This window comes from Mycobacterium persicum (assembly GCF_002086915.1).
GTDB classification, from domain to species: domain Bacteria; phylum Actinomycetota; class Actinomycetes; order Mycobacteriales; family Mycobacteriaceae; genus Mycobacterium; species Mycobacterium persicum.
Map to the genome: position 1 here is coordinate 5,354,310 of NZ_MWQA01000001.1, position 13,776 is coordinate 5,368,085.

Below are 13,776 nucleotides of genomic sequence, written 5' to 3' on the forward strand. Positions count from 1 at the left end.
GGTCCCGCCGGCACCACCGGGACTGAACAATCCGCCGGCGCCACCGGCGCCGCCGGCCCCGCTGTTGCCCGGGGAGCCGACCACTCCGAGTCCACCGGCACCGCCGGACCCGGCGGTGCCGAACAGGCCTGCTGCCCCGCCGGCGCCGCCGGCACCGCCGTTGAGGCCAAAGCCGCCGGTGCCGCCCGTCCCGCCGGTGCCGAACAGCCCGCCGGCACCGCCGTTTCCGCCGTCACCGGCGATGACGGCTGCCGAGCCGCCGCCGTTGCCGCCGTTGCCGCCGTTGCCGAACAACAGCCCGGCGGCCCCGCCGTTGCCGCCCCGCTGGCCGACGGCGCCGGAGCCGCCGGCGCCGCCGTTGCCGACCAGCAGTCCGCCGTCCTGTCCGTTTGCCCCGGATCCCGGGGCGCCGGCCGTCCCGTTAGCGATCAGCGGGCGGCCCAACAGGATCAGCGTGGGTGCATTGATGGCGTCGAGCAGGTTCTGTTGCACGTTGGCGGCCTCAGCGCCGGCATACGCGGCGCCGCCGGTCGTCAAGGCGCGGACAAATTGGTCGTGAAACGTCGCCGCCTGCGCGCTGAGCGTCTGGTAGGCGCGGGCGTGAGCGGAAAACAGGGCCGCAATGCCGGCCGACACCTCGTCGGCGCCGGCAGCCAATACCTCGAGGGTGGCGGGCGCGGCCGCCGCGTTGGCGGACGTGATCGTCGACCCGATGCCGGATACGCTCGAGGCCGCCGCAAAGATCGAGTCCGGAGCGGCGATCAGGTAGGACATGTACACCTCGCATTGCGTCGTGGCGATCCGCAGATTCGCCACATCTGAGCCTCACCCCAAGCCGAAGCCGCGACCGAAGGATCGTATCGCGATCGCATTGGCGGGACCGGGTGTTTGCCAACGATGCAGCCGACTCGCCCGGCCGCACCGTCCCGGTAATGGAGGTAAGTTGCGAGGGTGAGGCGACGACACGACGATCAGGAAAGGTCATGACGGACAGCGGTGGGGACATGGTGACACTGCGGGTCTCGGACGCCGACCGCAACGGCACCATGCGGCGGTTGCACAACGCCGTCGCGCTCGGGTTGATCGATATCAACGAATTCGAGCAGCGCTCGTCTCGGGTGTCCTTTGCACGTACCCACGGCGAACTGGAGAGGCTGGTTTGCGACCTGCCCGGGCCCGGCGCGATCGTCACGTCCGCAGCCGACCGGGTGCAACTGCGTGGCTGGGCCGGATCGCTGAAGCGCCATGGCGAATGGATGGTGCCCACCCGGCTGGCGCTGGTGCGCCGCCTGGGTTCGATCGACCTCGACCTCACCAAGGCCCGTTTCGCCGGGCCGGTGGTGGTCATCGAGCTCGACTTGAAGTTCGGTTCACTGGACCTGCGGCTGCCCGACGGCGCCAGCGCCTCGATCGACGACGTCGAGGTATATGTGGGCAGCGCCAGCGACCGCCGCAAAGACGCACCGGCGGAGGGGACGCCGCATGTGGTGCTGACCGGCCGGGTGGTCTGCGGTTCGGTGGTGATTCGCGGCCCACGCCGGGCGTTGCTGCGCCGCCATCAGGCTTGATCGCGCCGCCGTGTGTCACAGTGGCAGCGGCTGTTCCGTCGGTGCACCGCACGCCTCGCCGGTGTCGCCGGGATGTGCGCCCGTCCCCGGGAGGCGGCCGGTGGGGCGCAAGTGACGGGCCGTCGCAGGGCCCCGACTAAGCTAGCGGGATGCCTGCTCGCACCGCGCTTTCTCCCGGCGCCCTGTCCCCGACGCGGCCGGTGCCCAAGTGGATCGCGCGCCCCGAATACGTCGGCAAGCCGACGGCCAAGGAGGGGACCGAACCGTGGGTGCAAACCCCGGAGGTAATCGAGAAGATGCGCGTCGCCGGCCGGATCGCGGCCGGCGCCCTCGCCGAGGCCGGTAAGGCCGTGGCGCCGGGGGTCTCCACCGACGAGCTGGACCGGATCGCGCATGAGTACATGGTCGACCACGGTGCATATCCGTCGACGCTGGGCTACAAGGGTTTCCCGAAGTCGTGCTGCACGTCGCTCAACGAGGTCATCTGCCACGGGATCCCCGACTCGACGGTGATCGCCGACGGTGACATCGTCAACATCGATGTCACCGCTTACTTCGACGGTGTCCACGGCGACACCAATGCGACCTTCCTGGCCGGCGACGTCGCCGAAGAACACCGCCTGCTCGTGGACCGGACCCGGGAGGCGACGATGCGGGCGATCAACGCCGTCAAACCCGGGCGCGCGTTGTCGATCATCGGGCGGGTTATCGAGTCCTACGCAAATCGGTTCGGCTACAACGTGGTTCGCGACTTCACCGGTCACGGCATCGGCACCACGTTCCACAACGGGCTGGTCGTGCTGCATTACGACCAGCCTGCGGTGGAAACGATCATGCACCCGGGCATGACCTTCACCATCGAGCCGATGATCAACCTGGGCGCCCTGGACTACGAGATTTGGGACGACGGCTGGACGGTGATCACCAAGGACCGCAAGTGGACCGCGCAGTTCGAGCACACGCTGCTGGTCACCGACACCGGCGTCGAGATCCTCACGTTGCCGTGACTTTCTCACCGCGAGCAGACGCAAACTCGCATGATCGTCGCCGCAACGGTGCGAGTCTGTGTCTGCTCGCCACCACACGGTGAGTGGCGCCCTGCTGGTTGCCGGAACCAGCTCCGATGCCGGCAAGTCCGTGGTGGTCGCGGGCCTGTGCCGGTTGCTGGCCCGCGGCGGCGTTCGGGTGGCGCCGTTCAAAGCGCAGAACATGTCCAACAATTCCGCCGTCGCCGTGGAAGGCGGCGAGATCGGCCGTGCCCAGGCCATCCAAGCTCGCGCGGCGGGGTTGGAGCCCAGCGTGCGATTCAACCCCATCCTGCTCAAGCCGGGCAGCGACCGGACGTCGCAACTGGTCATCCGGGGCCGAGTCGCCGATAGCGTCACGGCGGCCGGCTACCTGCGGCATCGCGATCGGCTAGCCGGCGTGGTTCTCGACGAATTGGCAAGTCTGCGAGCCGAGTTCGACGCAGTGATCTGCGAGGGAGCCGGATCCGCAGCCGAAACAAACTTGCGGGCAACGGATCTGGCAAATATGGGGCTGGCGCGCGCGGCCAACCTGCCGGTGGTCGTGGTCGGCGACATCGACCGCGGCGGCTTGCTGGCCCATCTGTTCGGGACAGTCGCGGTGCTCGACCCCGACGACCAGGCACACATTGCGGGCTTCATTGTCAACAAGTTTCGCGGTGACCCCGCGCTGCTGGAGCCAGGGCTGCGGCAGCTGCTGGAGTCGACGGGCCGCCCCACCTACGGGGTGCTGCCCTACACCGACGAGCTCTGGCTCGACGCCGAGGACTCGCTGTCGGTGGTGGCGCACCGCGTCGTCGGCACGCCCGAGCCGCCCCGCGGCGACCAGTGGCTGCGGGTGGCGGCGGTGCGGATGCCGCGGATCTCCAACTCCACCGATGTCGAGGCGCTGGCGTGTGAGCCCGGCGTGCTTGTGCGCTGGATCACCGAACCCGCCGACCTGGCCGACGTCGACCTGATCGTGCTGCCCGGCAGCAAGGCCACGGTCGCAGATCTGTGCTGGCTGCGCGAGCGTGGCCTGGCCGGCGGCATCGTCGACCACGCGCGGGCCGGCAGGCCGGTGCTGGGAATCTGCGGCGGCTTCCAAATGCTGTGCCGCAGTATCGAAGACACCGTTGAGTCCGGGGCCGGGGCGGTGGCCGCGCTGGGGTTGCTGGACGTCGACATCGTGTTCGCCGCGGACAAGAGGCTGCGGCGCTGGCAGTCGGCGTTGACCGGTTATGAAATCCATCACGGGCGACTGGCCCGCTGCGCCGAGATGGGGTGGTTCGACGTCGACTCCGAGGTACAGGGTGTGCGGTGCGGCGTGGTTTTCGGCACCCACTGGCACGGCCTGCTCGACAACGACGACTTCCGTCGCGACTGGCTCACCGAGGTGGCCACCGCCGCCGGCCGGAGCGGATTCGTCGTCGCCGACGGCGTCAACGTGGCGGCCCGACGCGACGCTCAGCTTGATCTGATGGCTGATCTGTTGGCGTCGCATGTCGACGTGCAGGCGGTGCTCGGCCTGCTCGCCGGGCCGCCGCCGCAGCGGCCCTATCTGGTCAGCGACCTGCGGGTCTAGGCCGAGACCGGGTCTGCACCATTCCGGCGGAGCCGTCTACAGCGCCGGGCATACCGGCCGTGCCGTCGTTTGCGGAAATGCCGATATCGCGGGGGCGTTTGCTGTAGCTTTCTGGGATCACGACGATTGCCGGTGCTTGGTGCTTGGAGACGCGCATGAACGTGGCGGCGCAAACCTTGCTGTCTACCAGGGTGCGGGGAGTCGAGGACCTGCGGCCGCGCAGGTAAGGCTGGAAGAAGGCCCTCGATGAATTTCTTGGTGTTGCCGCCAGAAGTCAACTCGGCGCGAATATTTTCCGGCGTCGGGTCTGGCCCGATGCTGGCGGTGGCCGCGGCCTGGGACGGGTTGGCCTTCGAATTAGCCTCGGCGGCAGCGGCTTTCGGTTCGGTGACGTCGGGACTGGCGAACGAATCGTGGCAGGGCCCCCGCGGCGGCGGCGATGTCCGGCGCGGCCGCCCCCTATCTGGGTTGGCTGAATGCCGCGGCGTCACAGGCCGAGGAGGCCGCGGGCCAGGCCCGCGTCGCAGCCGGCGCGTTCGAGGCGGCTAAGGCCGCGACGGTACATCCGGCTGCGTTGGTGGCCAACCGGGCTCGGCTGCTGTCGCTGGTGTTCTCAAACCTGTTCGGGCAGAACGCCCCGGCGATCGCGGCCGCCGAGGCCGACTACGAGCGGATGTGGGCCCAGGATGCGGCGGCCATGTCTGGCTACTATTCCGGGGTTTCGGCCGCGGCTGGCCGGCTGATGCCGTGGCAACGTTCGCTGCACAACCTGGCCGGCCCACTACGCGGCCTTGTCGGCGGCCCCGGACGCGCCCCAGCGACCAGTGCCGACGCTGTCGCCGCCAAGGCCGACTCGTCCGGGGCCACCGCGATCACCAGCAATTCCGCCCAGAGCGTCAGCCCGGCCGGCGATGCGGCCTCGGCGCGTGCGGTCGGTGTGAATGCTGCTGCACCGCTGGCACTTTCAGGAGTCGGCAACCAGGGCAGCGGAAACACCGGCAGCGGCAACCAGGGCAGCGGCAACCAGGGCAACGGCAACCAGGGCAGCGACAACCTGGGCAGCGGAAACCGGGGCGACAACAACCCCGGCAACGGCAACATCGGCAACAACAACGCGGGCAGCGGCAACCAGGGCAGCGGAAACCAGGGCGACGGAAACCTCGGCGCCAACAACATCGGTAGCGGTAACACCGGCAGCGGTAACCAGGGCAGCGGCAACCAGGGCAGCGGCAATAGCGGCGACGGCAACCGAGGCAGCAACAATCCGGGCAGCGGTAACACCGGCAACTTCAACGCCGGTGACGGTAACCGGGGCAACGGGAACCAGGGCGACGGCAACACCGGCTCCAACAACCCGGGTAGCGGCAATACCGGCAGCGCCAACCAGGGTAACGGCAACCAGGGGACCGGTAACGCCGGTGACGGCAACCGCGGCAACAACAACGTGGGCAGTGGCAACACGGGCGACAACAACGACGGTGACGGAAACATCGGCAACAACAACGCCGGTGATGGCAACAACAACAGCGGCAACCCAGCCGTCGGCAACCCGGGCGACGGCAACTTCGGCAGCGGCAACTCCGGCGACGGGAACAAGGGCGACAACAACTTCGGCAACGGAAACCTCGGCGACGGAAATATCGGCAACGGCAACAAGGGCTTCACCAACTCCGGCGACGGCAACCTGGGGCTGGGCAACAGCGGAGACGGCAACAAGGGCGACAACAACTCCGGTGACGGCAACCTGGGCAGCGGCAACACCGGCAACGCCAACAAGGGCGACACCAATTCCGGTAATGGCAATCTGGGCAACACCAACGTCGGCGACGGCAACAAGGGCGACACGAACACCGGCGACGGCAATCTGGGCAACACCAACGTCGGCGACGGCAACAAGGGCGACAACAACCGCGGCACCGGCAACGTAGGAAGCGGGAATACCGGTGACGGCAACAAGGGCGACACCAACGCCGGCTTCGGCAACGCGGGTAACAACAACACCGGCGACGGTAACCTTGGCAACGGCAACTCCGGCTTCGGTAATAAGGGTGACAACAACCAGGGCAACGGGAATACCGGCAGCAACAACACCGGCAACGGAAACTTCGGGGACGCCAATTCCGGACTGGGCAACCGCGGCAACAACAACACCGGCGACGGCAACTTCGGCAGCGGCAACTCCGGTTACGGCAACAAGGGCGACAGCAACCAGGGTTCGGGCAATCTGGGCAACGGCAACGTCGGTAGCGGCAATATCGGCAACACCAACACCGGTAACGGCAATATCGGCAGCGGCAACTCGGGCAGCGGCAACCGCGGTATCGGATTGGGGACCGGCGACAACAACCAGGGCAGCGGGAATCAGGGCAGCGGAAACACGGGCGACGGCAATATCGGCAACAACAATTCCGGTAGCGGCAACCGCGGTAGCGGGCTCTTCGGAACCGGCGACAACAACCAGGGAAACGGCAACCAGGGCAGTGGCAACGTCGGCCACGGCAATATCGGCAACACCAACTCGGGCAGCGGCAACACCGGCACCGGCAACTCCGGCAGCGGCAACTTCGGCAACACCAACCAGGGCGCCGGTAACTACGGCACCGGAAATACCGGCCAGGGTAACCGGGGTGACGGCAATACCGGCAGCGGCAACCTCGGCAACAACAATCCCGGCATGGGCAACATCGGCAGTGCCAATCAGGGTGGCGGGAACAATGGCACCAACAACATCGGCTGGGGCAACACCGGGAATAACAATGTCGGGTTCGGCAACAGCGGCAACAATAACTTCGGGCTGGGACTCATCGGCGACAATCAGGTGGGTATCGGCGGTCTGAACTCGGGCTGGTTCAACCTCGGCCTTGGGAATTCCGGAAACTTCAACATCGGGTTCGGCAACTCGGGCAGCGGAAACATCGGCATCGGGAATTCAGGTAATTACAACATCGGCTTCGGTAACTCGGGTAACGGGAACGCCGGTTGGTGGAATTCCGGCGTCGGAAACACGCTGGCGTCCAACTCCGGCAACTACAACACGGGTTTCTGGAACTCCGGCAACTTCAACACCGGGTTATTGAATTCGGGCAACACCAACACCGGCCTGTACAACTCCGGTCATACGAACACCGGCCTGTTCAACTCCGGCAGCACCAACACCGGCCTGTATAACTCCGGCAGCACCAACACCGGCCTGTACAACTCCGGCAGCACCAACACCGGCCTGTTCAACTCGGGCGGCACCAATACCGGCAGCTACAACTCGGGCGGCACCAATACCGGCAGCTACAACGCCGGTGGCACCAATACCGGCGACTACAACGCCGGTGGCACCAACACCGGCGACTACAACGCCGGCGGGACCAATACCGGCGACTACAACGCCGGTGGCACCAATTACGGCAATTACAACGCCGGCGGCACCAACACCGGCAGCTACAACTCGGGTGGCACCAACACCGGCAATTACAATTCGGGTGGCACCAACTACGGTGACTACAACTCGGGTGGCACCAACACCGGCAGCTACAACTCCGGTGGCACCAACACGGGCCTGTACAACTCAGGTGGCACCAATACCGGCAATTACAACTCGGGTGGCACCAACACTGGCAATTACAACTCCGGTGGCACCAACACCGGCAATCAGAATTCAGGCAACACCAACACCGGCGACCTTAACTCGGGCAACACCAACACCGGCAACCAGAACTCGGGCAACACCAACACCGGCAACCAGAACTCGGGCAACACCAACACCGGCAACCAGAACTCGGGCAACACCAACACCGGCAACCTGAACTCGGGCAACACCAACACCGGCAACCTGAACTCGGGCAACACCAACACGTACGGGGACGCAAGTCGTCCCGACGGATACAACTCGGGCAACACCAACACCGGCAGCTACAACTCCGGCAACACCAACACCGGCAACCACAACTCGGGCAACACCAACACCGGCGACCACAACTCCGGCAACACCAACACCGGAAACCTGAACTCCGGCAACACCAACACCTACGGCGATCCCAGCCGGCCGGACGGGTACAACTCGGGCAACACCAACACCGGCAGTTACAACTCGGGCAACACCAACACCGGCAACCACAACTCGGGCAACACCAACACCGGCAACCACAACTCGGGCAACACCAACACCGGCAACCACAACTCCGGCAACACCAACACCGGCAACTTCAACTCAGGCAACACCAACACCTATGGCGATCCCAGCCGGCCGGACGGGTACAACTCGGGCAACACCAACACCGGCAGTTACAACTCGGGCAACACCAACACCGGCAACTACAATTCGGGCTTCACCGACACCGGCGACCGCAACTCGGGCAACACCAACACCGGCAACGCCAACTCGGGCAACACCAACACCGGCGACAAGAACTCCGGCTTCACCAACACCGGTAATGCGAACTCCGGCAACACCAACCGATTCGACTTCAACTCAGGTAACACCAACACCGGCAGTAAGAACGCCGGCTTCACCAACACCGGCGACGGCAACTCGGGCAACACCAACACCGGGAACGGCAACTCCGGAAACACCAACACCGGCAGCGGGAACAGTGGCAGCACCAACACCGGTAACAACAACGCGGGCGCCACCAACACCGGCAACGGAAACCGGGGTAACACCAACACCGGCGACTTCAACTCCGGAAACACCAACACCGGCAATGGAAATAGCGGTAGCACCAATACCGGCAACAACAACTCGGGCAGCACCAACACCGGTGACGGAAACACCGGCGACACCAACACCGGCAACAATAATTCCGGGAACCTCAACACCGGCGACAACAATTCGGGCAACTACAACATCGGTAACGGAAACAGCGGCGATGGGCCCCTGGTGCTGGCTTCGGGTACGGGCAACCTCGCGGGTTCGTCCGGCTCGAACAACCTATCGTTCGGCTCATCGGGTCACGACAACAATGGCCTGGGCGGCGGGTGGTCCGGCTCGAACAACGGCGGCGTGGGCGGCGGGAACTCGGGGTCCGACAACGGTGGCGTGGGCGGCGGAAACTCGGGGTCCAACAACGGTGGCGCTGGCAGTTCGGGCAATTCCGGCAAAAACAACGGCGGCTTCGCCAACGGCGGCAACTCGGGTGAAAACAACAGCAGCCCCGGCGGCGGTAACTCCGGTTTCAGCAATAACGTTGCCGGCGGTGGGAATTCAGGTTCCTCCAACGGCGGTGCCGGCGGCGGCAATTCCGGTGACCACAACGGTACGGCCGGTGGTGGCAACGCCGGCAGCAACAACACCGGCGGCAATGGAACCTCGGGTGTCGGCAACTCGGCGGCCGGCGGGAACTCGGGCTTCGCCAACAGCGGTAGCGCCGGCCAGTCGGGTACCGGCAACAGCGGAGGCGCCGGAAACTCGGGCACCAACAACAACGGGTCCTCCGGAAGTTCGGGGCACAACAACGGGGGGGCCGGCGGAAACTCCGGCACCGGCAACAGCGGCAGCGCGGGCAACTCGGGCAGCGGCAACTCCGGAAGTGCCGGCAATTCCGGCCAAAACAACAGCGGCAGCGCGGGCAACTCGGGCAGCAACAACACCGGAGTCACCTTCGGAAGCTCCGGCTCCGGCAATTTCGCGGCCGGCGGAAATTCCGGCACCGGTAATTCGGGCAGCGGCGGCAACTCGGGCACCGGCAACGCCGGAAGCGCGGGCAACTCCGGCCAGAGCAACAGCGGCGGCGGCGGCAACTCGGGCAGCAACAACACCGGGGCAACCTTCGGAAGCTCGGGCAGCACCAATGCCGCGGCCGGGGGAAGTTCAGGCACCGGCAACAACGGCAGCGCCGGCAACTCCGGCTTCAACAACAATGGCAGCGGCGGGCAGTCCGGCACCGGAAACAACGGTGGCGCAGGGACTTCCGGCTCCAACAACAACGCCTCCGGCGGCAGCTCCGGCTCGGGCAATAACGGAACCGCCGGCAATTCGGGCCGGGACAACAACGGCAGCGGCGGTAACTCGGGCTTCAACAATAATGGCAGCGCGGGCAACTCGGGCACCGGCAACAATGCGGTGACCTTCGGGAGCTCGGGGACCGGCAACATCGCGGCGCAGGGCAGCTCGGGTTCGGGCAACTCGGGCACCGGCGGGGACTCGGGCAAGGACAACGCGGGAAGCGCGGGAAGTTCGGGCTTCAACAACAACGGATCAGCCGGCAGCTCGGGCCGCAGCAACATCGGCGGCGGCAATGCCGGCACCGGCAACATCGGCTTCGGCAGCTCCGGCACGACCAACATCGGGGCCGGCAGTTCGGGCACCAACAACCCGGGTGCCGGTAACGCGGGCACCGGCAACATCGGCGCCGGCAGCTCGGGCACCGACAACCCGGGCGCGGGCAGCTCCGGCAACCAGAACCTGGGCTTCGGCAGTTCCGGGAGCTACAACCCCGGCGCCGGAAACTCTGGGACGCTGAACCCGGGCGCGGGCAGCTCGGGGCTGCTCAACATCTACGCCGGGGACTCCGGCTACCTGGCGTTCGGCCTGGGCAACTCGGGGTTGCTGACGCCGGGTGCGGGCAACTCGGGCCTGTTGACACCGGGTGCGGGAAACTCGGGTGGCCTGCTGGCCGGTTTCGGGAACTCCGGAGCGCTGAGCCTGGGCGCAGGGGTTTCGGGCTTGCTGGACTTCGGTGCGACCAATTCCGGCCTGCTCAACTTCGGCACCTTGTTGTCCGGCGTCAAGAACCTCGGGATCTACACCTCGGGTACCGCGGACATCGGTTATGTGCCCCGCGCCCTCTACGTCGCCAACCTCATCTTCGGTACGCTGACGGGTCTGTGAATAAGCCGCACAACCGGTGCGCAGCCAGCCCAATTCCCTGTACTTTGGCGTAAGTGTCCGCGATGATGACCACGCTCGACGGATTTCCGGTTCCGGTAGCGGTATCGGGTCCGGCAACGGGCGTCGTCGTCACCATTCTGGGCGACGAACAGCGTGCGGTCGCGGCCTACGGCGCCATTTGTGAGCGCCTGCACACCGCATCGCTTCGGACCGTCGTTATCGGCGCTGACCCGCGGCTGACCGCCAAGTCCGTGATCGGCATCCTCGACGTCCTGGCTATCGGCTGGGCGGTGGTGGTCGGTGACCGGGCCGGCGGTGAGCTCGCTTGGGAACTGGCGGCGACCAGGCTGGGGCGGTTCGCCGGTCTGGTGGCCATCGATCGGGGGCATCCACGGGTGGCCGATGTCAACGGCGTGGTCCGTGACGACCACTGCCCACCGGTGGAGATCAGCACCACCGTGCTGGTGAGTTCTCCAGCCGCGCGCAAAGTTGCTCGCGACAGCCAGCGACTGGTCTACGCCGATTACCGCGTCGTGGACCTTCCGGCGAGGCGCAACGCACAAGACTCGACCGCGCAATTGGCCACCGAGATCGTGCTGCGCACCAGCGGCTGGTAGCGCGGCGTCGACCAGCGTGCCGTGACGCCGAGTTCGGCGCAAATGGTCGAGGTGCCCGGTGCAGCGGTCCGCCGGCGGTCCGGTTAGCATGTCCCACAATGCTTTCCGCTGACGTGCTCGCCACCGGCAGCCGAGCGGGCGGTTGTGTGGGTGTCTGCGGTGCCTGCCCCCGGGCTACACGGTAGGCCGGCAAGGATCCGTCGTGCACCACAATGCTCGGATGAAGCTCGCCGCATTTCACCGCGGCGGTGATCGATTGGGGAGCCAGCGTGGTTTCGAACAGCTCGTGGGGCCGGCGGCCGGTGATCGGACTAACGATGTATCGGGAACAGGTGCAGGCCGGAATCTGGGACGTACCCGCGAGCTACCTGCCCGCCGACTACTCCGACGCCATCATCATGGCCGGTGGTAACGCGGTACTGCTGCCGCCGCAGCCGGTGGACCCGGAGAATGCCGACCGAGTGCTCGATGGCCTGCATGCTTTGGTGATCACCGGCGGCTACGACATCGATCCCGCCACATACGGCCAGGACCCGCATCCGGCCACCGACCGGCCGCGAGCCGACCGCGACGCCTGGGAATTCGCGCTGTTGAAGGGTGCACTGGCCCGCGAGCTGCCGGTGTTGGGGATCTGTCGTGGCGTGCAGCTGCTCAACGTAGCGCTCGGCGGCACGCTGCATCAGCACCTTCCCGACGTCATCGGCCACGGCGGGCATTGCGCGGGCAACGCCGTTTTCACGCCGTTGCCGGTCCGCACCGTGCCGGGCACTCGGCTGGCCGGGCTGATCGGCGAGTCCGCCGACGTGCCGTGCTATCACCACCAGGCGGTCGGCGAAGTCGCTGCGGGCCTGGTGGTCAGTGCGACGGACGCCGACGGCGTGGTCGAAGCGCTGGAATTGCCGGGAAACGGATTTGTGCTTGCGGTGCAATGGCATCCGGAGAAGTCTCTGGACGACTTGCGGTTGTTCGCCGGACTGGTGGCGGCGGCCCGCGGGTACGCGGACCGGTAGCTGCCGGGACCGGTTTTCGCCCGCTGTCCGGGCTGCTATCCGGCGGCCGGGGGATGCACCATCACGGTTGGCCGGAACCCGTAGCGTGGGGCTTCGGCAAAGCTGCGCGCGCCCAGGCCGCTCAACGGCATCCCACCCAGCATGCTGGGCGTTGCTCCGGCAATTCCCGGTGCGGTGGCGGCGGCGTTCGGCAACGCCGACGCAGCGGCACCGAGCGACGACGTCGCGGTCCAGGTCGGCGGCACTGACAGCGGGCCGATCGTCGCCGCATTCCCCACTGTCGCCGACACGGCGCCACCGACTCCGCCCGCGGCGGCGCCGAGCTCGCTCGCGGCGGCTTCGGCGACGCCGGTAGCCGCCTCCTCGACCGCCTCGGCGCCTTGCAATCCGACAGCGTCGGCCAGCGTCCCCAAGAAGTTGCCGGGCGTATAGAAACCGGAAGACAGGGCGTTGAAGTAGACGCTGCTGAGCGCGACGCCAAGTGGCGACCCATCGGTTCCCGACAAGAAAGCGAGAATTCCCGCTGGGCTGGATAGGTCGGCTCCGCTGAGGCCGATCCAATCCTGGACGCCGGACCCCAGCAATCCGAACAGATCGGCACCGGTGGTGCTCGCCCCGGCGGGGGCGGCCAGGCCCTGCAGTGCGGTGGGGACGGTGTGCATGACTTGCGACAGCCCACCCTGGCTCGCCGCGCCGGTAGCCGAGCCGGCCTGGACCAGGGCGCCCGCGCCGGCGCTGGTGGTCATGGGTGCATCGGCGAACGGGTCCAATTGTGATGCCGCGGCCGAGGAGGCGGCGTAGCCGTACATGGCTGCGGCATCTTGGGCCCACATCTGGCCGTAGAGCGCCTCGGTGGCAGCGATCGCCGGGGTGTTTTGGCCGAGCAGATTGGTTGCGACTAGGGATGCCAACTGGGCGCGGTTGGCCGCGATCACCGCCGGGGGCACCGTCATGGCGAACGCAGCTTCGTATGCCGCCGCGGCGGCTGTGGCTTGGCCCGAGGCCTGAAGTGCCTGCGAAGCGGTGGTCGCCAGCCACCCGATATAGGGTTCGACGGCCGCGGCCATGGCGAAGGATGCCGGACCCCGCCACGGCCCGCTTGTCATGCCGGCGATAACTATTCCGTATTCCTTTGCAGCCGAGCTTAATTCACTGGACAAGCTGTCCCAGGC

The 13,776-nt window shown here is 66.7% G+C and carries 9 protein-coding genes; 7 read left to right on the plus strand and 2 right to left on the minus strand.

The genetic code is table 11. The features are described from left to right. On the minus strand, nt 1-774 hold a 774-nt coding region (locus tag B4U45_RS24260; protein ID WP_244899421.1), incomplete at its 3' end, for a PE family protein. Nucleotides 775-983: 209 nt separating this feature from the next. Here B4U45_RS24260 and B4U45_RS24265 point away from each other — a divergent pair. The 7 genes from B4U45_RS24265 (at nt 984) to B4U45_RS24315 (ending at nt 12,604) form a co-directional block, all read left to right on the plus strand. Further along, nucleotides 984-1,568, plus strand: a complete 585-nt coding sequence (locus B4U45_RS24265) for a DUF1707 SHOCT-like domain-containing protein (RefSeq protein WP_075548110.1) — start codon at nt 984-986, stop codon at nt 1,566-1,568. Nucleotides 1,569-1,717: 149 nt separating this feature from the next. Continuing rightward, entirely contained in the window at nt 1,718-2,575 is an 858-nt protein-coding gene (map, locus tag B4U45_RS24270) for a type I methionyl aminopeptidase (protein WP_075548111.1), read from the plus strand. Nucleotides 2,576-2,654: 79 nt separating this feature from the next. Beyond that, nucleotides 2,655-4,157, plus strand: a complete 1,503-nt coding sequence (locus B4U45_RS24275; protein WP_075548112.1) for a cobyric acid synthase — start codon at nt 2,655-2,657, stop codon at nt 4,155-4,157. Between the two features lie 246 nt (nt 4,158-4,403). Further along, nucleotides 4,404-4,706, plus strand: a complete 303-nt coding sequence (locus B4U45_RS30755; protein ID WP_083155152.1) for a PPE domain-containing protein — start codon at nt 4,404-4,406, stop codon at nt 4,704-4,706. Then, the gene (locus tag B4U45_RS30570) at nt 4,597-10,977 is read left to right on the plus strand and encodes a PPE domain-containing protein (RefSeq protein ID WP_479724745.1); all 6,381 of its coding nucleotides are present in this window, start codon (nt 4,597-4,599) and stop codon (nt 10,975-10,977) included. The genes B4U45_RS30755 and B4U45_RS30570 overlap by 110 nt, the downstream gene beginning before the upstream one ends. A gap of 62 nt (nt 10,978-11,039) precedes the next feature. Next, nucleotides 11,040-11,594, plus strand: coding sequence for an alpha/beta hydrolase (locus tag B4U45_RS24310; protein WP_075548530.1), 555 nt, complete (start codon nt 11,040-11,042; stop codon nt 11,592-11,594). 248 nt (nt 11,595-11,842) lie between these two features. Then, nucleotides 11,843-12,604 carry a gamma-glutamyl-gamma-aminobutyrate hydrolase family protein gene (locus B4U45_RS24315; RefSeq protein ID WP_075548531.1) on the plus strand — a complete coding sequence of 254 codons (762 nt, stop codon included), beginning with the start codon at nt 11,843-11,845 and terminating at the stop codon, nt 12,602-12,604. A gap of 35 nt (nt 12,605-12,639) precedes the next feature. Here B4U45_RS24315 and B4U45_RS24320 read toward each other — a convergent pair. Beyond that, nucleotides 12,640-13,776, minus strand: a 1,137-nt coding sequence (locus B4U45_RS24320) for a PPE family protein (protein ID WP_219859529.1), incomplete at its 5' end; no start/stop codon positions are given.